Below are 19,440 nucleotides of genomic sequence, written 5' to 3'. Positions count from 1 at the left end.
GTATAACGCATTTTCGTCCGACGATCATGACAAAGTTTTGACGGCGCCGAGCCATGTTTTCAGGCATTGGGAGAGAACGCGCAGGTATTCCCGGCTGGCATCGGTCCAGATGAATCCCTGGAACTTGTCCGCCTGCGCGGCGAGCGCGTCGGCTAAGGCGGCGTAGGCAGAGGGGTAATCGCTCCCGGACAACTTGAGATCGTGGAGCCAATCGGTCACCTCTTCCAGCATCAGGATGCAGGCCAGCTCCTGGGTCAGGTCTTTCAGGTAGTTGTGGGAGTTGCGCCGGTGGTCGACGATCGGCGTACCGACCCTGATCCGGTGGCCGAGCTGCCGGGCACAGGCCTGGAGAAAATAGCCGCTGAAGATGTCGCCGTAACGGTCGATCGACAGCCCGATCAGCGGATAGCCCATTTTGGCGAAATAGTACGCCGCGATCGCGTCGCGGGACATGGCGGTGTTCTGCGTATTGAGCGGCGACCAGGTGTCCCGGCCGAGGAAGAACGACCGGCCGCGGAAAGATCTCGCCTTAGTCGGCCCGTGCAGGCAACTGACCGCGTCGATATCGGGATGACCGAGCCAGAGCCCGGCGTTGATCCGCACCACCCCGGCTTCTTTTTTGGTCGTGACCGCCGCCGGCTGGTGCCGCTTTTTGTACGGGAAGCCGCGCGGATAGGTCCGGTCGGTATCGATCTCCAGCAGCTCGCAAATGTTGTACCAGCCGAGGTTAGAATCGATCGTTTCCAGGCTGACCTGCTGGTTGACGACCAGGTGTCCGCGAAAAAAATCTTTGGTCGGGTAATTATCGTCGTCGATCGAGATCATCACGTCACAGCGTTTTTCGTAGGCCATCAAGTAGCCGATATTGCGCCGGTTGTCGGAATTGTAAGGGACGATCTCTTTGATCTTGCCGAGCTTAGCGAGGTAAGCGTCCTGTTCCTCCACTGTCGGACAGGCCACTGCGAAACCGCGCGCGCGGAGCGCCGCCGCTTGCTCAAAGATCCCGGCCGGGGTCTTCTTGTCCGGGATCACGATCATCGTCAGGTCGCCCTTGACCTGTTCTTTCTCCGCCGCCGCCGCGTAATCGTTCAGGAACGCGCCGTCGCCGATCGTTGTCACGACCAGGGAGATCTGGCCGCTCATCGCTTCGCCCCCTGCCGCGCCACCTGCTCGCTGATCCACTGGTAGGTCTTTTCCAATCCCTCGCGGAGCGGCCGGGAAGGCGCCCAGCCGAGCTTCTCGCTGATCAGGTGGTTGTCAGACTTCCTCCCCCTGACCCCCTGCGGACCGGGGATATGCTTGATCGTCACTTTCTTCCCCGCGATCGCCATGATCATCTCCGCCAGCTGGTTGATGGTGACCATCTCTTCCGAGCCGATGTTGACCGGGCCGCTGAAATCCGCCGCGAGCAGGCGCCCGATCCCTTCCAGGCACTCGCTAACATAGAGGAAAGAGCGGGTCTGCTTGCCGTCGCCCCAGATCTCGATCTCCCCGCCCGCCTTGGCCGCCGCGATCTTGCGGCAGAGCGCCGCCGGCGCTTTTTCCCGGCCGCCGTCCCAGGTGCCGTAAGGGCCGAAGATGTTGTGGAACCGGGCGACCCGCACCGCCAGATGATAATTCCGCTGGAAAGCGAAATAGAGCCGCTCGCTGAACAGTTTTTCCCAGCCGTACTCGCTGTCGGGCGCCGCCGGATAGGCGGAGTCTTCCGAGCATTTCGGGTTGTCCGGGTCGTTCTGGTTGTATTCCGGATAGATGCAGGCCGAGGAAGAATAGAAGATCTTTTTGACGCCGGCCAGGCGGCTCGCTTCCAGCATGTTCAGGTTGATCATCGCGGAGTTATGCATGATGTCGGCGTCGTTCTCGCCGGTAAAAACGAAGCCGGCCCCGCCCATGTCGGCCGCCAGCTGGTAAACCTCGTCGAACGGCCGGTCGGTGACGCCGCGGCAGAGCTCCACGCTCCGCAGGTCGCCTTTGACAAAATCATCGGCGGCCGTCTCCCAGAACTCCGGATATTTCAGGTCGACCCCCCGGACCCAGCACCCTTCCGCTTTCAGCTTCTTCACCAGGTGGCTCCCGATAAAACCGCCCGCCCCGCAAACCAAAACATTCTTTTTTCCGCTCATCATGCTCCTCCTTTAATAATAATATGGCTTTGCACCGCCGGCAGCGCCCGCTTTTCCGTCCGGCGGAAATACCAGAGCGTGCATTTGCGCCGCCGCTTGAGCTTTTTCGCCCAGCCGAGCGGCCTTAGAATCACCGACTGCAGCAGTAGGAGCGCCAGCTGCCACGAATTTTTGATCGGCTTGACCTCGAGCCGGTGCTCGGCGGCGCCGACATAGCGCGAGCGCATGTACTTTTCCGGCGTCAGGTCTAGGTCGGTCGCGTAGGTCGGCACGGAGGCGACCGAAGCTAAGCCGTGCCGGTAAAGGATCAGCGTGTATGCCCAGTCCGCCCCCATGGTCAGGTCCCACTTGCCGACCCAGAGCTCCCAGACCGACCGGAGGTCAAGCCGGAACCGGCGGGCGTAAAAAGCGGAGATCTGCTGTCCGGTGGGGAATTGATATTCGGCCAGGATCAGCTCCGTCGCCTGGCGGGAAAAAAGAGCCATGCCAGCCCCGATGTTCCAGCTGAGCGCGTAGCCGTTCTTATATTCGAGCATCCGGCTTTCGTAGCTCCTAACCGTCGCGGCGCCGACCGCCAGGCCGTCGCGCTCGCCCAGCACGAACAATTCCTGCAGCGCTTCGTACCAACCGGGTTGAAAGACGATATCGTTCTCGATCAGGCCGCAGTAATCGTAACCAAGTTCCAGCAGGCGGCGCAGCCCGAAACGGATGGCGACATCGGGGCCGCCTTTGAGATTGGTGTGGACCTCCAGCAGGCGGGCGTGCTGGAACTTATGCTCCAAGGGGAGTTTTTGCGCCTCCGCACCGTCGCTCCCGTCGAGCCAGATCAGGTCGATCGGCGCGGTATCCAGGCTGGCCAAGCTTTGCTTCGTGTATTCCAGCCGGTCCTTGGTGCTGAAAACGAAAGCGATCCGGGCTTTAGCTTGCATGCTTCTCTCCGATCAGCTCGGTGACGAAACCGGCCAGGAACGGGACTTCGCCAAATGCGAACAGTTCGAGCGCGTAGACAACGCCAAAAGCGGCGGCCGCCAGAATGACGCCCGGCAGCGCCGGCCAGAACGCGGTCACCAGCAGGAAAGCGGCCAGGCCGCCCGCCGTGGCAACGACCGGCACCCAGCAGCGGTTGAGCACGTCGATATAGATCTGCCGGTAGGTAAAATAGATCATGATGCCGCCGACCAGCAGTTCGGTCAACAGCGTCGCCCACGACGCCCCGATCATGCTGAGCGGCGGGATCAGGATCAGGTTCAGGACCAGATTGGCGAACGCCCCGGCGGCGACCCCGAGCAGGAATTCTTTCCCCCGCCCCATCGGGACCATGACCAGCGTGCCGAACATGCCGGAATAGATGATCGCCACCACGTTCCAGATCAAGATCTGCAGCGGGACGATCGCCGGGGCGTAGGCCGCCCCGTAGAAGAGCTTGACCAGCTGCGGCGCCAGCAGGCAGAAAAGGGTCGTCAGCGGCAGGAACGCCAACAGGCTCAGGCGGGCGTATTTTTCCAGGAATCGCTTGACCGCCGCCCGGTCGTTGGCGAAGCGGTGGCTGACCAGGGGAAAGGCGGCCGACTGCCAGAGCATTAGAAAGCCGAGGACGATAAAGAAGAGCTTGTAAGCGGCGTTGTAATAACCGACCACTTCCGGCTTATCCATCAAACCGAGCATAATCGTGTCGAGGTTATAATAGATCTGGATCATGATCGCCGAAGCGCCGAGCGGCAGCGCTTCCAAAAGGTAATCCCACCAGGTCGCGAGCGAGAGCCGGGGCTGTGAAGTCCGGGTAAACCGCCGGAACAGGAGAACGATCAGGACCAGCGCCACCGCGCTCCCCACCCCGGCGGTGATGAACGGGACCACGACCAGCTCGCGGCTGGAGTGGACCAGGAAAATGATCAGGCCGAACAGGAGGAGCGACGTTGCGATCTTGCCGACGGCGATCAGGTCCATCCGCTCCAGCCCCTGGAAGACCCAGTCGGCGTTGAGCGCCCGGGCAAAGAGAAAGAGGAACGAACCAATGAACAGCCAGCGCATTTCCGGGGCCATGGGCAGGAGGAAAAGGACGGCGACCGCGCCGGCAAAGACCACCGCGGCGATCACCAGCCGGATCGCGAAGATATTGAGCGAAATAACCGCCGCCTGTTCCCGTTGCCTGGCGATCTCGCGCGTGCCGAAGAGCGACAGCCCGGAGTCGACCAAGAGGATCAGATACGCCTGAAAAGCCTGCGCGTAATTGAGCAGGCCGAACGCCGCCGCGCCGAGCACCCGGGCCAGGTAGATCAAAGCGAAGAAGTTCAGACCCCGGCTGACCAGGTCGCCGAAGACGAGCGAGGAGAAATTGCGCGCGATCCGCCCGGTCGCTTTTTCCTTCATCCGACCCCCCAGTAGGCTTCGCCGAGCCGCTCGCCGACGTTGATGGCGCGGAAGCCGTTGGTCCGGGCGGCCGCCGAGCCGATCAGGAGCAAGGCGTCGCGCTCCTTGACCTCGCCGATCTCGCGCACCCGCCGGTAATCGAACCCTTTGAGGGCCAGCTCGATGATGTCGGCCAGGTCGTCGTCGCCCAGGACGACGAACTTCTTCTGCCCCCGGTTGAACTCTTCGAGGACGATCCGGGCGATCTCCGCTTTGACCTGCTTGACCAGGTCGACCGTCTTCAGGATATATTTGTACGACTTTTGGGCCTTTTCCGCAAAGCCTTTCGGGGTGATCAGGTATTCGACTTTTTTCGGGGTGAGATTCGTCGTCTTGACCAGGCCGCGCTTGCCGAGCCGCTTGAGGATGACGTTGACCGCGCCAAGCGAGAGCTTGGTCCTGACCGACAGCTCCCGCTGGGTCAGGTCTTTCCGGCGGGCGATCTCTTCGATGATCTTCAGTTCGTTCTCATCGACCATATGTTCACCTATCGTTCAGACAATGAACATTGTAGCGGTTCGGGCCGTTCTTGTCAAGTACCGGTCGTTAATAGATGTCCAGCGACAGCTGGAGCGACTGGGCCACCGCTTCGTCCATATTAATGTAGCGGTACTGGCCCAACCGGCCGAGGAAGAGCACTTCCGGCTGCTTGGCCGCGATCTCCTCGTACTGGAAAAAGCGGTCGTGGTTCTCCTTCAGTGGCACCGGGTAGTACGGGATATCCCCTTCCCCCGTGAACGCTTTCGGGTATTCCCGGCTGATCACGGTCCGCGGGGCTTTCTGTCCGGTCAGCCGTTTGAACTCGGTGATCCGGGTGAACGGCTCCGGTCCGGGGTAATTGACGACCGCGACCGGCTGGAAGAACTCCTGGTTGACGGTCTCCGGCTTGAATTCCAGCGACCGGTACGGCAGGCGGCCGAAGCAGTAGCTGAAAAACTCGTCGATCGGCCCGGTGTAGATCAGCTTTTTCCAGCTGACTTTCTCCCTGACCGCCTTGAACGGGGTCTTCAGCCGGACCTCGAGGTTCGGCCGGTCGAGCAGCCGCCGGAAAAGTTCGCCGTAGCCGGCGGCCGGCATCCCCTGGAAAGCGTCGCGGAAATAGCGGTCGTCGCGGTCGGTCCAGACCGGGACCCGGGCGGTGACCTGCGGGCTGATCTCTTCCGGCGTCATCCCCCACTGCTTCACGGTATAGTGCAGGAACAGTTGCTCGTAGACCCGGTCCGCCAGCTGGCGGATAAGCGGCTCGGTCGCCCGGCGCAGCTCCAAGATCGGCACCCGTTTGCCGGCGCCGAACCGGCCGATCAGCGCCGAAGTGATCTCGTTCGCTTCGCGGTGGTCGAACAGTTCGTCGACCGTGTTCAGGTTGACCGGTAAAGTGACCAGGCGGCCCGCGACCTGCGCCTTGACCTTGTGTTCGTACGGCTGCCAGTCGGTAAAGCGGGCCAGGTATTCCCAGACGACCCGGGAATTGGTGTGAAAGATGTGCGGGCCGTATTTATGGACCAGGATCCCGTCGGCGCCCGGCTGGTCGAAGCTGTTGCCGCCGAGGTGGTCGCGCTGGTCGATCGCGATCACTTTCTTGCCGGCCGCCGCCAGCCGCTCCGCCAGCACCGCGCCGGCAAAACCGAGGCCGACCACCAGGTAATCGCATTTATCCATGTTCGCTCAATCGCCGGCTAAAGGCCAGCAGCTCGCCAAATGCCCGGGCGGAAAAGACGAACAGGCGCCATTTACGGAGCTTAACTTCGCCGCTCCGCCGCGGTGCGTGACGGACGGGGATCTCCTTGACCCGGTAGCCGAGCTTCTTGGCCGCCACCGCCAGCATGGCCGACGGGACCAGCGCCTCCGGCCCGATATATTGCCGCGCTTCCAGCCAGAGCGTTCGCCGGACCAGCTTGAACGGGACGTTGGCGTCCAACAGAGCGGTGCCGAGGAACAGGCGGATGATCCACTGGAGGACGCGGGAGATCGCCAGGCGGACCGGCGGGTCTTGCCGGTCGACGCGCCGGCCGATGATCAGGTCGGCGCTCTCCCGCTCCGCCCAAAATGCCGGGAACGAACCGAGGTCGATCTGCTCGTCGGCGTCGAGCAGCAGCAGCCAGGGGGCCTCGCTCTCTTCGATCCCGTGGTAGAGCGCCGGCCCATGCCCTTTATTCGCCTGGTTAATGACCTTGAGCTGGAGGGGGTATTTAGCGGTCAAGCCCCGGAGGATCTCTCCGGTCGCGTCGCGACTCCCGTCGTTGACGACGATCAGCCGGCTATGCTCGACCCGGTCCAAAATGGCGCCGATAACGTGTTCGACCGCGGGAGTAATGCCGGCAGCTTCGTTATATGCGGGGACAACAACTTCAAGCTGGCGCACTGCGATCATTCAAATACGATACGGACAAAACGGCGTTTCCCGACTTTTAACTCGTGTTGTTTTGTTTGGTCAACGAGCAGAGTATTGTCGCTGACAAACGAATCATCAAGCGAAACCCCTTTTTGATCTAATAAACGTTTCGCTTCCGATTTTGAATCAGCACATCCGGTCGAAACCACAACATCAATTATCCCCCAACTATCCCTTTTTGGTAATCTGACTTCTTTTCTATCCTGGGGTTTTCCCCCGGACTTAAAGACATTTTCGAACTCCGCTTCGGCCGCGAGCGCTTCCCGCTCCGAATAGAACCGGGCGACTAAAATGCGCGCCAGCTGCTTCTTCGCCTCTTTCGGGTGCAGCGCCTTGACCTCGGCCAACGGCTTATCGGTCAGCAGCTCGTAATAGCGGTGCATCAGCGGATCGGAGATCGACATCGTCTTGCCGAAGATCTGGGCCGGCGGCTCGGTGATCCCGATATAATTACCGAGCGACTTGCTCATCTTCTGGACCCCGTCGGTCCCCTCCAGCAGGGGAAGGGTCAGGATGACCTGCGGCTCCTCGTTAAACTCCCGCTGGAGCTCCCGGCCGACGAGCATATTGAACTTCTGGTCGGTCCCGCCGACCTCGACGTCCGCCTTGACCTCCACCGAATCGTACCCCTGGATCAGCGGATAAAGGAATTCGTGGATCGAGATCGGCCGTTCTTTCTCGAAACGGTTCATGAAATCGTCGCGCTCCAGCATCCGGGCCACCGTGTATTTACCGGCCAACCTGATCGTATCCTCGATCGTCAGCTTCTTGAGCCAGTGGCTGTTATAGACGACCTTCGTCTTCTGCGGGTCGAGTATCCTGAATACCTGGTCCTGGTAAGTTTTCGCGTTCTTGGCCACTTCTTCCTCGGTCAACGGTTTGCGGGTCTCCGATTTACCGGTCGGATCGCCGATCCGGGCGGTAAAATCGCCGATAATGAAAATGACCTCGTGGCCCAAATCCTGGAACTGCCGGAGCTTGTTCAGGATAACGGTGTGGCCGAGGTGGATATCGGGGGCTGACGGGTCCGCCCCCCACTTGATCTTCAGCGGCCGCCCCTTCTGCAGCTTGGCCGACAGCTCTTCTTCCGGGATCAGCTCGCTGGCGCCGCGCTTGATCAGCTCCAGATCGCTCATGCCGCCCCCAGTTCCGCCAGCGCCTGCTTGATGACGCCGGCCGGCACGTCGTTGCGGATCACGACGCGGCCGAGCTTTTCCGGCAGGACAAAGTTGACCTTGCCGGCCTTGACCTTCTTGTCCATCCCCAGGTAAGCGATCAGTTTCTTGGCCGGCAGCCCGTCGAGCCGCGTCGGCAGTTCCAGTTTCTCCAACAAGCCCTTGAGCCGCTGCACCCCTTCGTTGTCGAGCATCCGCATCTTATTGGCGATCAGCGCCGCCGCCAGCATGCCGATCCCCACCGCTTCGCCGTGGTTGTAGGCCCGGTAGCGGGTCAGCGATTCGACGGCGTGGCCGATCGTGTGGCCGTAGTTGAGGACCATCCGCAGGCTTTTCTCCTTCTCGTCCTTCTCCACGATCTTCGCCTTGACCTTGACCGCCTCCAGGACGATCGTTTGCCAGAGCTTGAGCGCCGCCTGCTTGCTCTCCTCGTTCTCGAACGCCTTGGTGTTCAGGTGGTGGGCGTTCGCTTCCAGGAACTTGAAGAAGTCGGCGTCCTCGATCACGCCGTACTTGACCACTTCCGCCAGGCCGGTCCGCAGCTCGCGCGCCGGCAGCGTGGCCAGCGTGGCGACGTCGATGTAGACCCCCTTCGGCTGGTAGAAGCAGCCGATCAGGTTCTTCCCCTTCGGGTGGTTGACGCCTGTCTTGCCGCCGATCGCCGCGTCGACCTGGGCGAGCAGCGTCGTCGGCACCGGCAGGTAGCTGATCCCGCGCATGTAGGTCGCGGCGATGAAACCGGCCAGGTCGCCGATCACGCCGCCCCCCAGCCCGATGATCAGGGAATCGCGGTGGGCGCTCATTTTCACCAGCGTGTCGTAGAGCTTGGCCGCTTCGCGCAGGTTCTTGTACCGCTCGCCGCGCTGGACCTCGATCGTCTTGCACTTCGCCTTGATCCCCCGGCGCACGGTGTCGCCGTACAGGTCGTTGACCAGCGGATCGGTGATGATAAAGACGTCCCGCCCCAGCTTCGCCTCCTGGAGATATTTCCCCAGCTCGGCCAGCGTGCCGGAGCCGATCTGGATCTCGTAACCGCGCTCTTTCAGGTCTACTTTGACTTTAGCCATTCTTTTATTTCCTCTGCTATTTCCGCCGGTTCTTTGCCCGGCGTATTAACCGTCGTCTCGGCCGCCTGGCGGTAGTACGGCTCCCTTTCCCCCAGCCGCCGCTCGATCTCCGCCAGCGGGTCGGCAACTTTCAATAACGGCCGGTGCGTCTCGCTCTTGATCCGCTGGTGGATCGTCGCCGGATCCGCCCAGAGCAGGACAACCGGGCCGAGTGCCTGGAGGAGCGCGACGTTGTCCGGCCGGAGCACCATCCCGCCGCCGGTCGCCAGGACAAAGCCGTCGTAATCCTGGAGCGTCTGCAAGACCTCCGTCTCCAGGTCGCGGAAATGCGCCTCGCCTTCCTTGGCGAAGATCTCCGCGACGCTCCGCTTTTCGGTCTGCTCGATCAGCTCGTCGGTATCCAGGTAATTATAACCCAGATCCTGCGCCAATTGCCGGCCGACCGCGGTCTTGCCGGCCCCCATAAATCCGATCAGTACGATGTTCATACTTCATTGCCCCCGGCGGGATTCGAACTCGCGACCAACGGTTTAGGAAACCGCTGCTCTGTCCATCTGAGCTACGGGGGCAATCAAGCTCGTACCTCGCCGATAAAATTCCTGATCGCCTTGAGCGCCGCCTTTTTCAGGTTGGCCTTTGGCCGGACAAAGCGCGGCGTCCAATCGCTTAAACCCAGGAGATCGTAAGAGACCAGGACCTGGCCGTCGCAAAACGGGCCGGAGCCGATGCCAATAGTCGGCACCGAGACCGCCGCCGTTATCGCTCTGGCCAGCTGCGGCTCCACCATTTCCAGGGTGATCGCGAACACGCCCGCCGCCGCCAAAGCCCTGGCCTGCTTGAGCAGTTTCACCGATCGTTGGACCTTGGGTTTCCCCATGGTCTGGGGCAGATAGCCTAAATGCCCCATCACCGGGATTCCCGCTTCGATCACGGACTTGACCCCTTTGAGCCCCTCGATCTTGACCGCCCGGGCGCCGGCGCCGATCAACCGTTTGGCGTTCCGCACCGAGACCGAGCGGTAAGGCATATCCGCCACCAGCAGCGCTCGCTTGACCCCTCTGGCCGCGGCTTTAGTATGGTGGACCATGTCCGCCATGGTGACCGGACGGGTATTTTTATGACCCAGAACGACGTTCCCCAGCGAATCGCCGACCAGCACGATGTCGCTCCCCGCCTCGTCCAGGATCCGGGCGAACGGATAGTCGTAGGCGGTCAGCATTACGATCTTTTTGGCCTGACGGACCTTCGCGACCGTTACTTTCTCGTTTTTTTCCACGGCAATAACCCGTTCTTCGGTTTCTCGACCTTGTAGAGCGAAAAGAGCTTCTCTTCCAGCATGTCCTTGGTCAGGTAGCGGGTCAGGTAGCCGTTCTCCGCCAGGGAGATGGTGCCGGTCTTTTCCGAGATGACGATCGCCAGCGCGTCGGAGACTTCGGAGATGCCGACCGCCGCGCGGTGCCGGGTGCCGAGCCGCTTGTCGAGCAGGCGGCTTTCGGAGATCGGCAGCAGGCAGCTGGCGGCCATGACCCGCTCCCCCTGGACGATGACGGCGCCGTCGTGGAGCGGCGAGCGGGTGTTAAAGATCGAGAGGAGCAGCTCGGCGGAGATCAGGCCGTCGACCTTGGTCCCCGACTCCTGGTATTCGTTCAAGCCCGTCGCCCGCTCGATGATGATCAGCGCGCCGGTCTTTTCTTCCGCCATCTGCTCGGCGGCCTTGACCAGGTGGCGGACAAAGTAGCTGCCGTGCGGCGCCGGGCCCAGGCCGAGCGTGCCGACGAACCGGCCGCGGCCGAACCGCTCCAGCATCCGGCGGAGTTCCGGCTGGAAGAGGATGATCAGCATCAAAGCGATGATCGCGGCAAAGCGGTCGAACAGCCAGTTGATCGTGTAGAGGCCGAAGTAGCGGCCGCCGACGTAAACGAGCAGGATCAGCAGGAACCCGCGGATAACGGAGAGCGCCCGCGTCCCCTGCAGCCAGGAGAGGATGTAATAGACGATCACCGCGACGATCGCGATGTCGACGAAATCGAGCCAGCGGAGTTCAAGCGGCGTCATTGGCCACCAGGTCGTCGTAGCTTTCGCGCTTGATAACGACCGACGCCCGCCCGTTGTTGACCAGCACCATGGCCGGCCGCGGCACGCGGTTATAATTGGACGCCATCGAATAGTTGTAGGCGCCGGTGCAGGTCGTCGCCAGGATATCGCCCGGCGTGACGGACGGGAGCGGCGCCTCCTTGATCAGGATATCGCCCGACTCGCAGAACCGGCCGACCACGCGGACCGTTTCGTCCGCCTGCGCTCCCGCCTTATTGGCCAGCAGCGCCTCGTATTTGGCGTCGTAGAGGATCGGCCGCGGGTTGTCCGACATTCCGCCGTCGACGATGACGTACTTACGGACGCCGGGGATGTTCTTGACGACGCCGACGGTGTAGAGGGTGATCCCCGCCTGGCCGACGATCGAGCGTCCCGGCTCCACTATCAGTTTCGCGTCGGTCTTCCCTTTCAGGACGCCGGCGATCCCGGCGGCGAACTCTTTAATGGTCGGCGGCTTCTGTTCCGGCAGGTAAGAGATGCCGATCCCGCCGCCCAGGCCGATCTCGCTCGTCCGGTACTTTTGCGTCAGCTCCAGCAGCAGCTTCGCTTCCTCAATGAACGGCTTGGCGTCGAGGATCTGCGAACCGATGTGGGCGTGAAAACCCATTAATTGGACCATTTTGCATTTTTTGACCGCGGCGACGAAGTCTGCCAGCTGGTCGAGCGGGACGCCGAACTTGGAATCGATCTTACCGGTCTGGACGAACTCGTGGGTGTGCGCTTCGATCCCCGGGTTGACGCGGACCATGACGTGCGCCCTGGTCCCCTTTTGCGCGGCGAGCTTTTCCAGGTTGCCGAGCTCCTGTTCGTTGTCGATCATGAAGCGGCCGATCCCGGCGTCCAACCCTTCGGCCAGCTCCTTGAGCGGCTTGTTGTTGCCGTGGAAATAGATTTTCTGCGGGTCCGCCCCGGCTTTGAGCACGGTATAAAGCTCGCCGCCCGACGAAACGTCGAAGCCGAGCCCCTCGCTTTGCGCGATCCGGGCGATGCCGACGGCGCAGAGCGCCTTGCAGGCAAAAGCGACTTCGCTGTTCGGGTACGCCTGTTTGAAGGAATCAACGTAATCGCGGCAGCGGTCGCGGAGCGTCTTTTCGTCGACGACGTAGAGCGGCGTGCCGAACTCTTTGGCCAATTCGACGGCGTCGCAGCCGCCGACTTCCAGGCGCCCGTGCTTATTCGTTTTGGCGGTCAGGGGTAAGCTCATTGCGCCTCCATCATCAGCTTATATTCGATCGCGTCGACCAGCGCCAGCCACGACGCCTCGATCACGTTGGTGGAGACGCCGACGGTGTTCCACACGTCCTTTTCGTCGGCCGATTCGACGATCACGCGGACCCGGGCGGCGGTGCCGGCGGCGGAATCGAGGACGCGGACCTTATAGTCGGTCAATTTCATCTCTTTGACCGCCGGATAGATATTTTCCAGGACTTTGCGCAAAGCGGTGTCTAAAGCGTTGACCGGGCCGTCCCCTTCGCCGCTCGCGTCGTAGTGTTTCCCCCGGACGCTGACCTTGACGTGGGCCGAGCTGTTAAAGAGCTTGGACGCTTCTTTCTGCGAATTGACCTTGAACTCTTCCAGCGTAAAATACGGCTCATACTTGCCGACCGCTTTTTTCAGCATCAGTTCGAACGACCCCTCGCCCTCTTCGAACGAATAGCCCTGGTTCTCCAGCTCTTTGAGCGTCTTGATCAGCTCTTTGGTCTCGGGCGCTTCTTTTTTCAGGTTGACACCGTACTCCTCGGCCTTGACCAGCAGGTTGCTGACGCCGGAGAGCTCGGAGATCGTCACCCGGCGCTCGTTGCCGACCAGTTCCGGCTTGACGTGCTCATAGGTCCCCGGGTGTTTGACGACGGCGCTGACGTGGATCCCCCCTTTGTGGGAGAACGCCGAGCGGCCGACGTACGGTTGGTGCGCCGACTGCGGCAGGTTGGCGATCTCGGCGATATGGCGCGAGATCTCGGTCAGTTTCGTCAACTGTTCGTCGCTAACGCAATCGGCCTTGACTTTCAGTTTCAACAGCGGGATGATCGAGCAGAGATTGGCGTTGCCGCAGCGCTCGCCGAGGCCGTTGATCGTCCCCTGGACGTGAGTACAGCCGCAGTAGACCGCCATCCCGGAGAGCGAGACGGCGCATTCGGAATCGTTGTGGGCGTGGATGCCGAGCGGTTTCTTGACCTTCCCCTTGACCTCGCCGATGATCTTTTGTCCTTCAAAGGCGAGCGTGCCGCCGTTCGTATCGCAGAGGCAGAGGACGTCCGCTCCCGCCGCTTCCGCCGTCTTGAGGACCTTCAGGGCGTATTCCGGATTCGCTTTATAGCCGTCGAAAAAGTGTTCGGCGTCAAAAATGACCTCTTTGCCCGCTTTCTTGGCAAAAGCGATCGTCTCGCTGATCATCAATAGATTTTCGGCCAGCGTCGTCTTGAGCGCGTCGGTGACGTGAAAATCCCAGCTCTTGCCGAAGATCGAGACGGCCGGCGTCTCCGCCGCCAGCAAGGTCACAATGTTCTTATCATCCTCGACTTTAACGCCCGGGCGGCGGGTCGAAGAGAAAGCGACGATCTTCGCGTTCTTTAGCTTGACGTCCTTGATCGCCTTGAAAAATTCGATATCTTTGGGGTTGGAACCGGGCCAGCCGCCTTCGATGTAGTGGACGCCTAGCTCGTCGAGCAGTTTGGCGATTTTTAGCTTGTCCTCCAGCGAAAAGGAGATGCCCTCGGTCTGGGCGCCATCGCGTAAAGTTGTATCAAATAGCTTGACCTGCATAGGAGAATTATAACATAACTTTACCGGGCGGCGCAGGGGTCAGTTTTAGTCCCAACCGGCCAGACGCGCGAAGAGCCACCAGGCGGCATAGGCCTTCCGGTTACCGTTCAAGGCCTGCGTGTGGGCGGGCGAGCAGTCGAACCAGTCGACGTCTTGCGTGTGAGCGCTTTGCCAGTCGGTCGCCCAGTTATGGCCGCCGTCGTAATCGCAGTTGTCCGTCACGTGCTTATCCCCGTAGTAAACGCCGTCCGGGTCGTAGCATTCGATATCGTAAAAGTCGTACAGGATCTTGCCGTGATCGATGCAGTACTGCCGGATCTGCTGGTCGCGCAGGTGCAGGTTGCCGGTCAGGCCCGACCCGTCCGCGTGCCCGGTCATGTAGACGAATTTCACCCCCGGATAATCCGCTTCCAGCGAGCTCATGGGGAGAAGATAAGTGTCGATCATCGTCTGCTCGGTCCGGCTCGAGGCCTGGCCGCACCACGACCACATGATGACGTTGATGGTTGGATGGGAATCCAGGTATTCCCGGGTCTCGTTGACCCAGTCGGGATAATAGCCGCAATCGTTCGCCAGGTAAGAGCCGTTACCCTCGAACATATGGAGGTAAGTTCCGCCCGAGCTGCCGGACGCGCTGTACTGGAAAATATTGTTCGGGAGCGAGAGCCCCAGCCCGCCGCCGTTGGCAAAGGCGATCAAGCCGGTCATGCCGGTGCTAAGCTGGCTGCCGTGCGACGTATGCCCGTAGCCGATATGCAGGGTGTTTTTCGCCTGCTCGATGGCCGATTGCGGGATTTGGGTGATGTCGGTGCAGGTGTGGTCGATAATGATCGCCCCGCCGCTGACCGTTGTCGTGGTCGTGGCGGTCGTGGTGGTGGTCGTCGTCGTGGCGGGTGCGCCGGTCGTCGGACCGGGGCCGGCGGTCGTAGTGGTTGAGCCCGGCGCCGCGGTCGTGGTCGGCGTCACGGTGGTCGTGGTCGTAGCGACCGGCGCGGCGGTCGTGGTCGTGGTCGGCGGGGACTGTGTCCCCTGGCCGCAACCGAGGCCCCAGGAAGCCAGGGCCGCCAGGAGGAGCACTGCTGCCCCGCAGGAAACGTAAAATAAAGTAGCCCCTTTAGCGAAAGTTCTCATGCTGCAATCCTATCTGAATATTGGGCGGGACTCAAGCCCTTTCCGTCAATTCCCGCAAGGCGTCCTTGCCGTTCCATCTGGCCGGCGCGGAGCCGCTTTGCGCGAGTTTTTTTGCCAGGGCAATGGCCGTCGGCCTAGTCCCCACCCTTCTCTTGCCGATCTGCCGCAAAGCCCAGTTGACCGCTTTTTTGACGAAGTTCCGCTCGTCGGTCGAATATTTTTCGATCAGGGGGAAAAGCGGCAGAAATTGCTTGTCCGGCGTTTTTTTATCGTGGACGGCCAGCGACGCCATCATGGCGAACCCGGCCCGACGGACGAACTCTCTTTTATCCCGCGCCCACTTTTTCGCCTTTGGCCAAGCGAACGGGGTCCGGTCGAACAGGTTCATGATCACCTGGTCGCAAATATCCCACGAGTCGAAATCCTTGACCCAGCTCTCCATCTGTTTAACGGTCACTTGTTTCGGGTCGTCAATGAGCCCGGCCAGGATCCGCGCTTCGTGGATCCCGGTTTTCCAGAGTTGGAGGGCTAACTGATGGTCCTTGCCGAGCTTTTTCCCCAGCGACCGGAGGAAAGGCATGCTAAGGCCAAGGGTATTCTTGGCGTTGATGCCAAAGCGGGCCATACCGGCGACATTCCGGGGGTTCCGGTGCTTCTTGAGCAGGGCAACTACCGCCTTACTATCCATTCCCGGTTATTTGGCCGCGCCTTGCTCTTTCAGGTAGCCGTTATACTCCCGTTCGGCCGGCGTTTCGAACATGGAGAAGAGGCCGAAGGCGTTCCAAAAGCTCGGCTGGCGGCTCTGTTTATCCTGCTCCGATTTCGTTTTCAAGTACTGGAGCGCCAGATCTTCGCGCGCCGGGTCGGTGGAGAGCTTCAGCTTATCGTACTCGTTCTCGTATTCGCGCGAGCCGAAGAGGAGATCATAACCGCCCCAACCCATCACGACAACTCCCGGGACCATGATCGTGATGCCGAGCGGGATCGTGGCCAGGGCGACAAATAAATTATCCCTGATCGCAAAAAGCGAATAGCCGGCCGCCGTCACCGCGCCGCCGACAGCCAGCTTGATCAAGCCGCTCCCCCAGCGCCACGCCGATTCTTCGTTGGCCATATTCTTGATCCGGTCGGTCGCCGTGGGCGGCGCCGCCTGGGCGGCGATACCGAGCGAGAAGGTCATTAACAGCACCAGCGCGATCGTTTTAGTTTTCATTTCGTCCTCCCTTTCGGAAAAATTATAGCACTTTCCGGCCGGAAAACCGCTGAAATTATCGCTCCTTTTTGCCGGATATACCGGAGATGGGAAGTTCGATCGGCAGCAGCAATATTAGACCCCAAGGGATCTTTGCCCGCCAACCGGTTTTAGCGGGCCGGGCCCATTCCATTAAACACGGTTTGCGGCAGTTCCTGACGCAAGACGCGGGCGGAGCTGTTTTCTACAAAGAGTATCCCGTCCACCGGGAGCGTCTGCATCTCGGCCTGAAGAGCGGCAACGAAGAGATCAAAGTGCTCGGCGGTCTCCGGGGGATAAGCAAGCTCTTTGTCGGCGTCAGGGAAGAAACGCTCTCGGCCATGCCGGTCAAAGTGTTATACGGCTGGAAGAGCAAAAACGATTGGGGTTTAGCGGAAAAAGCGGCGCTCCAATGCGTTCTGGCGGAAAAGAGAGACGGCTGGTGGCAGATCCTCCTGGAACCGGTAACACTAAGCGCGCTGACGGAACACCAGCAATTGATCCGGGCCAACAGAGCGCTGACCGTTGCACTGACCGGCGGGCTGGGCAGCAATGTCCTGCGCCGTTTTTGGAACGTCAACCGGCCGATCGCCCGCCTGACCTACAGTTTTCATGGCCGGCAGTCGTATCTCGACGGTTTCCAGGGATACGAGAAAGTTTTTTCCCTGATCACGGAAGAGGACGGCAAGATCGTCGCCCGTTTTTACGCCAATGAAGCCGACGCCGACCGGGGGGAACGCCTGATCAAAGGTTTGGTCCTGGCGAAAAAAGGAACAGACGGCGGCTGGGCGCCCCTGAGCAAGCCGGAGCTGTTCTTTGCCACGCCGTCGTCTCCAACGCAATACGCTCATCTGGTGAACTCGCGGATCAAGGGTTTCCTGCTGGCAGAGCAAGCGGTCGGCGCGGCCCACGAGATCGGGGAGCGGACGGTCATTGGCGGTTCTGTCCGGCTGCATCTGCCCGGCGGTTACGTGCAGTTAGCCGGGTTTACGGGGTTCGACGCGGTGACGGGGACGATCGTTAACGAAGGAGAGGAGAAAACCTTCTATTCCTGGCCCGACGCGGCGGCCAAAGAAGCCGGTGCTCTGCCGATCGTTCCGCACGGCCAGGTCGTCGCCCGCCGGAACGACGGGGAATGGGAGATCGTCTGGTTCGACCTGGACTGGGGAAGCCGCGAAGAGCGGGCAGCCACGGTCAAGCTGGGGAACTTTCTTTTTGCGACAGCCGGCGACCGGACCAGGACCGAGCTTTGGCCGGTCAAGCAGGTCAATTTATACGGCCGGCGGCGGCCGATGTTATTGCGGACCATTCGCCAGAACGCTTTCAATTTATCGGTTACCGGGATCGAGGGGGTCAACGGCCGGGTGGTTTCTCAAGTCAGGGAATTCGGCCGCCGGCTCAAGCTGATCGAATTCTGGCCGAACGAAGACGCGCTCGATAACAACGAAGCGCCGTTCGCCGCGCGGCTGATCACTTTTAACCTGAACGGGCACAGCGCGCAAAAAGGCGGCACCTGGGTCCCTTTCTGGCACAAGGTCGACGGTTCGGCCGCCACCCTGAACGCCTTTAAAAAACTGGTCAGGGAGGAAGTTATCGGCTTCAACGAATTAAGCGACATTCTGGGGGACAACCATTTCTTCTATCGCGGTTATCCGGTCTTCGGGATCATCGACGCTTTAAATCCCGATATTTAGACCTGCGCGAACACCACGCAGTAATTATGGCCGTATTTCTTGCTGCACCTGGGGCAATAAGTGAAGTAGAAGTAATATTTTAACGCTTTCTTCCCCTTGCCTGCCAGGTATTTATCGAATTCTTTGATCCATTTGGGCGGGGCGCTGTAGGGGCCGTCGAAGACCTTGCTGATGAATGTGCCGGATATTTTAACGTTTTCCGCGCCGGGGACTTCTTTGGTCACGGTCATGTACAGTTCGGACTTCCAGGGCGAAGGGTCGTAGCTCATCAGGATAAAATCTTTCATGTCCGGCGCCGCCCCCGCCTCCTGCACCCGTTTCCACATCCGCGTCACCGCCGCGCCGTACATCCAGAAGATCGGGATATGGAAGATCTGCGGGATAGTTTCCCTGACGAACGGCTTATTGTTCCAGTTATGCGTCTTTTCTTCCCACGGTTTGGGGTCGAACTTGGGGCAGCAATCGTCTTTGCTCATTGGCATGGTTATCGTTTCCTCCCCTTGCTGACTCCGCTAATTATAAACAGCGCGCCGATCAGAAGCAACGGCAGACTAATGATCAGGAATATATCGAGCCGGCGATAAGTGTGAAAGAATATAGTAAAGATAACCCCCATTATTAGAAAAAGCCCTCCGCCGACCATTTCCCTTTTCCAAGCGATAACTAAGCAGGCAATCAGGATAAATGACGGGATAAGATGGATGAAGAGAGCAAGAACGGTCCCCCAAAACCCATAACCAGCACCAAACACGTCGAGGGCAAAGAGACTAAGGAAAGCCATGTAAAGAATTGCAAGAATTCTGGGTATCAAGATTAATATATTATTCATTGTTTTCCCTCCACTAATACCACCGAATTATCGAACTGGCGCTGGGGGGCGGACCAATACTTGGGGAGAAGTTTGTCCTTTTCCGCGGGAGAAACTAACCGGTAACCATGCTTTTCGTAGAAGCGGATCGCCCAGACGGCGGCTGCCCAGGTGCCGATCAGAATAGGCCGGGTAGTTTGCGCCTTTAAATACTCGAGCAGCTTGCCGCCGATACCGTGGCTGCGCGCGGCGGTGCGGACATAAGCGTGCCGGATCAGCGTTACATCCTTCACATCCTGCAGCCCCATCACCCCAACCAGCTCGCCCCCCTCTTCCCAACCCCAAAACTTGACCCCCTCCCCGATCTCCTGCCGCAACTCTTCCAGCGGCATGTACGGCTCATGCCAGCAGTCGGCCGGGATAACGCCTTTGTACGCCCGCGCGGCATCGTTGATTATCGCTTGGATCGCTTCTATGTCTTTATCATTGCAGGGGCGGATCATGCTTTTATTCTCCCACCACCGCCTTTGCCTGTCAATTATTCGCCAATTGA

At 60.3% G+C, this 19,440-nt stretch carries 20 protein-coding genes and 1 tRNA gene; 1 reads left to right on the top strand and 20 read right to left on the bottom strand.

All coding sequences use genetic code 11. The features are described from left to right. Nucleotides 1-24 precede the first annotated feature (24 nt). The 18 genes from WC529_06840 to WC529_06755 form a co-directional block, all read right to left on the bottom strand. Nucleotides 25-1,182 carry a hypothetical protein gene (locus tag WC529_06840; protein ID MFA5113989.1) on the bottom strand — a complete coding sequence of 386 codons (1,158 nt, stop codon included), beginning with the start codon at nt 1,180-1,182 and terminating at the stop codon, nt 25-27. Then, a complete protein-coding gene (locus tag WC529_06835) occupies nt 1,140-2,126 on the bottom strand; it encodes an NAD-dependent epimerase/dehydratase family protein (GenBank protein MFA5113988.1) in 987 nt (328 codons plus the stop codon). The genes WC529_06840 and WC529_06835 overlap by 43 nt, the downstream gene beginning before the upstream one ends. After that, nucleotides 2,123-3,052, bottom strand: a complete 930-nt coding sequence (locus WC529_06830; GenBank protein ID MFA5113987.1) for a hypothetical protein — start codon at nt 3,050-3,052, stop codon at nt 2,123-2,125. Before WC529_06830 ends, WC529_06835 begins: the two co-directional genes overlap by 4 nt. Then, nucleotides 3,042-4,493 carry a flippase gene (locus tag WC529_06825; GenBank protein MFA5113986.1) on the bottom strand — a complete coding sequence of 484 codons (1,452 nt, stop codon included), beginning with the start codon at nt 4,491-4,493 and terminating at the stop codon, nt 3,042-3,044. The genes WC529_06830 and WC529_06825 overlap by 11 nt, the downstream gene beginning before the upstream one ends. Further along, on the bottom strand, nt 4,490-5,011 hold the full coding sequence (locus WC529_06820) for a winged helix-turn-helix transcriptional regulator (protein MFA5113985.1): 522 nt from the start codon (nt 5,009-5,011) through the stop codon (nt 4,490-4,492). Before WC529_06820 ends, WC529_06825 begins: the two co-directional genes overlap by 4 nt. A gap of 67 nt (nt 5,012-5,078) precedes the next feature. After that, entirely contained in the window at nt 5,079-6,191 is a 1,113-nt protein-coding gene (glf, locus tag WC529_06815; protein MFA5113984.1) for a UDP-galactopyranose mutase, read from the bottom strand. After that, nucleotides 6,184-6,903: a glycosyltransferase family 2 protein gene (locus WC529_06810; protein ID MFA5113983.1), complete on the bottom strand. Its 720-nt coding sequence runs from the start codon at nt 6,901-6,903 to the stop codon at nt 6,184-6,186. The genes glf and WC529_06810 overlap by 8 nt, the downstream gene beginning before the upstream one ends. Beyond that, nucleotides 6,900-8,060: a tyrosine--tRNA ligase gene (gene tyrS, locus WC529_06805; GenBank protein MFA5113982.1), complete on the bottom strand. Its 1,161-nt coding sequence runs from the start codon at nt 8,058-8,060 to the stop codon at nt 6,900-6,902. The genes WC529_06810 and tyrS overlap by 4 nt, the downstream gene beginning before the upstream one ends. Next, nucleotides 8,057-9,166, bottom strand: coding sequence for a 3-dehydroquinate synthase (gene aroB, locus WC529_06800; GenBank protein MFA5113981.1), 1,110 nt, complete (start codon nt 9,164-9,166; stop codon nt 8,057-8,059). Before aroB ends, tyrS begins: the two co-directional genes overlap by 4 nt. Continuing rightward, on the bottom strand, nt 9,148-9,654 hold the full coding sequence (locus tag WC529_06795) for a shikimate kinase (protein ID MFA5113980.1): 507 nt from the start codon (nt 9,652-9,654) through the stop codon (nt 9,148-9,150). Before WC529_06795 ends, aroB begins: the two co-directional genes overlap by 19 nt. 7 nt (nt 9,655-9,661) lie before the next feature. Beyond that, nucleotides 9,662-9,735, bottom strand: a tRNA-Arg gene (locus tag WC529_06790). Between the two features lie 2 nt (nt 9,736-9,737). Further along, the gene (gene panB, locus WC529_06785) at nt 9,738-10,442 is read right to left on the bottom strand and encodes a 3-methyl-2-oxobutanoate hydroxymethyltransferase (GenBank protein MFA5113979.1); all 705 of its coding nucleotides are present in this window, start codon (nt 10,440-10,442) and stop codon (nt 9,738-9,740) included. Continuing rightward, on the bottom strand, nt 10,421-11,221 hold the full coding sequence (cdaA, locus tag WC529_06780; GenBank protein ID MFA5113978.1) for a diadenylate cyclase CdaA: 801 nt from the start codon (nt 11,219-11,221) through the stop codon (nt 10,421-10,423). Before cdaA ends, panB begins: the two co-directional genes overlap by 22 nt. Further along, nucleotides 11,208-12,464 carry a diaminopimelate decarboxylase gene (gene lysA / locus WC529_06775; GenBank protein MFA5113977.1) on the bottom strand — a complete coding sequence of 419 codons (1,257 nt, stop codon included), beginning with the start codon at nt 12,462-12,464 and terminating at the stop codon, nt 11,208-11,210. The genes cdaA and lysA overlap by 14 nt, the downstream gene beginning before the upstream one ends. Then, the gene (gene cimA, locus WC529_06770) at nt 12,461-14,023 is read right to left on the bottom strand and encodes a citramalate synthase (GenBank protein MFA5113976.1); all 1,563 of its coding nucleotides are present in this window, start codon (nt 14,021-14,023) and stop codon (nt 12,461-12,463) included. The genes lysA and cimA overlap by 4 nt, the downstream gene beginning before the upstream one ends. Nucleotides 14,024-14,068: 45 nt before the next feature. After that, a complete protein-coding gene (locus WC529_06765; protein MFA5113975.1) occupies nt 14,069-15,154 on the bottom strand; it encodes a hypothetical protein in 1,086 nt (361 codons plus the stop codon). 31 nt (nt 15,155-15,185) lie between these two features. Further along, entirely contained in the window at nt 15,186-15,842 is a 657-nt protein-coding gene (locus tag WC529_06760) for a DNA alkylation repair protein (protein MFA5113974.1), read from the bottom strand. A 6-nt stretch (nt 15,843-15,848) separates the two neighbouring features. Further along, nucleotides 15,849-16,367: a hypothetical protein gene (locus WC529_06755; GenBank protein ID MFA5113973.1), complete on the bottom strand. Its 519-nt coding sequence runs from the start codon at nt 16,365-16,367 to the stop codon at nt 15,849-15,851. A gap of 86 nt (nt 16,368-16,453) precedes the next feature. Here WC529_06755 and WC529_06750 point away from each other — a divergent pair, with 86 nt between their 5' ends. Next, entirely contained in the window at nt 16,454-18,079 is a 1,626-nt protein-coding gene (locus WC529_06750) for a hypothetical protein (protein ID MFA5113972.1), read from the top strand. Here WC529_06750 and WC529_06745 read toward each other — a convergent pair. Further along, the gene (locus tag WC529_06745; protein MFA5113971.1) at nt 18,076-18,555 is read right to left on the bottom strand and encodes a hydrolase; all 480 of its coding nucleotides are present in this window, start codon (nt 18,553-18,555) and stop codon (nt 18,076-18,078) included. The two genes, WC529_06750 and WC529_06745, sit on opposite strands and share 4 nt — an antisense overlap. A gap of 349 nt (nt 18,556-18,904) precedes the next feature. Further along, nucleotides 18,905-19,390: a GNAT family N-acetyltransferase gene (locus WC529_06740; GenBank protein MFA5113970.1), complete on the bottom strand. Its 486-nt coding sequence runs from the start codon at nt 19,388-19,390 to the stop codon at nt 18,905-18,907. Nucleotides 19,391-19,440 lie beyond the last annotated feature (50 nt).

It is taken from the genome of Candidatus Margulisiibacteriota bacterium, assembly GCA_041650855.1.
GTDB lineage: Bacteria > Margulisbacteria > WOR-1 > O2-12-FULL-45-9 > XYB2-FULL-48-7 > JALOPZ01.
Note: the sequence above shows the minus strand (reverse complement) of the source record. Positions and strands in the feature narration are given on the sequence as shown.

Coding starts and splice junctions, on each gene's coding strand:
- WC529_06755 (MFA5113973.1), bottom strand. CDS start 16,367: ATGAAAACTAAAACGATCGCGCTGGTGCTGTTAATGACCTTCTCGCTC.
- cimA (MFA5113976.1), bottom strand. CDS start 14,023: ATGCAGGTCAAGCTATTTGATACAACTTTACGCGATGGCGCCCAGACC.
- WC529_06820 (MFA5113985.1), bottom strand. CDS start 5,011: ATGGTCGATGAGAACGAACTGAAGATCATCGAAGAGATCGCCCGCCGG.
- WC529_06795 (MFA5113980.1), bottom strand. CDS start 9,654: ATGAACATCGTACTGATCGGATTTATGGGGGCCGGCAAGACCGCGGTC.
- tyrS (MFA5113982.1), bottom strand. CDS start 8,060: ATGAGCGATCTGGAGCTGATCAAGCGCGGCGCCAGCGAGCTGATCCCG.
- glf (MFA5113984.1), bottom strand. CDS start 6,191: ATGGATAAATGCGATTACCTGGTGGTCGGCCTCGGTTTTGCCGGCGCG.
- lysA (MFA5113977.1), bottom strand. CDS start 12,464: ATGAGCTTACCCCTGACCGCCAAAACGAATAAGCACGGGCGCCTGGAA.
- aroB (MFA5113981.1), bottom strand. CDS start 9,166: ATGGCTAAAGTCAAAGTAGACCTGAAAGAGCGCGGTTACGAGATCCAG.
- WC529_06835 (MFA5113988.1), bottom strand. CDS start 2,126: ATGATGAGCGGAAAAAAGAATGTTTTGGTTTGCGGGGCGGGCGGTTTT.
- cdaA (MFA5113978.1), bottom strand. CDS start 11,221: ATGACGCCGCTTGAACTCCGCTGGCTCGATTTCGTCGACATCGCGATC.
- WC529_06750 (MFA5113972.1), top strand. CDS start 16,454: ATGGGAAGTTCGATCGGCAGCAGCAATATTAGACCCCAAGGGATCTTT.
- WC529_06810 (MFA5113983.1), bottom strand. CDS start 6,903: ATGATCGCAGTGCGCCAGCTTGAAGTTGTTGTCCCCGCATATAACGAA.
- WC529_06765 (MFA5113975.1), bottom strand. CDS start 15,154: ATGAGAACTTTCGCTAAAGGGGCTACTTTATTTTACGTTTCCTGCGGG.
- WC529_06830 (MFA5113987.1), bottom strand. CDS start 3,052: ATGCAAGCTAAAGCCCGGATCGCTTTCGTTTTCAGCACCAAGGACCGG.
- WC529_06825 (MFA5113986.1), bottom strand. CDS start 4,493: ATGAAGGAAAAAGCGACCGGGCGGATCGCGCGCAATTTCTCCTCGCTC.
- WC529_06740 (MFA5113970.1), bottom strand. CDS start 19,390: ATGATCCGCCCCTGCAATGATAAAGACATAGAAGCGATCCAAGCGATA.
- WC529_06745 (MFA5113971.1), bottom strand. CDS start 18,555: ATGAGCAAAGACGATTGCTGCCCCAAGTTCGACCCCAAACCGTGGGAA.
- WC529_06760 (MFA5113974.1), bottom strand. CDS start 15,842: ATGGATAGTAAGGCGGTAGTTGCCCTGCTCAAGAAGCACCGGAACCCC.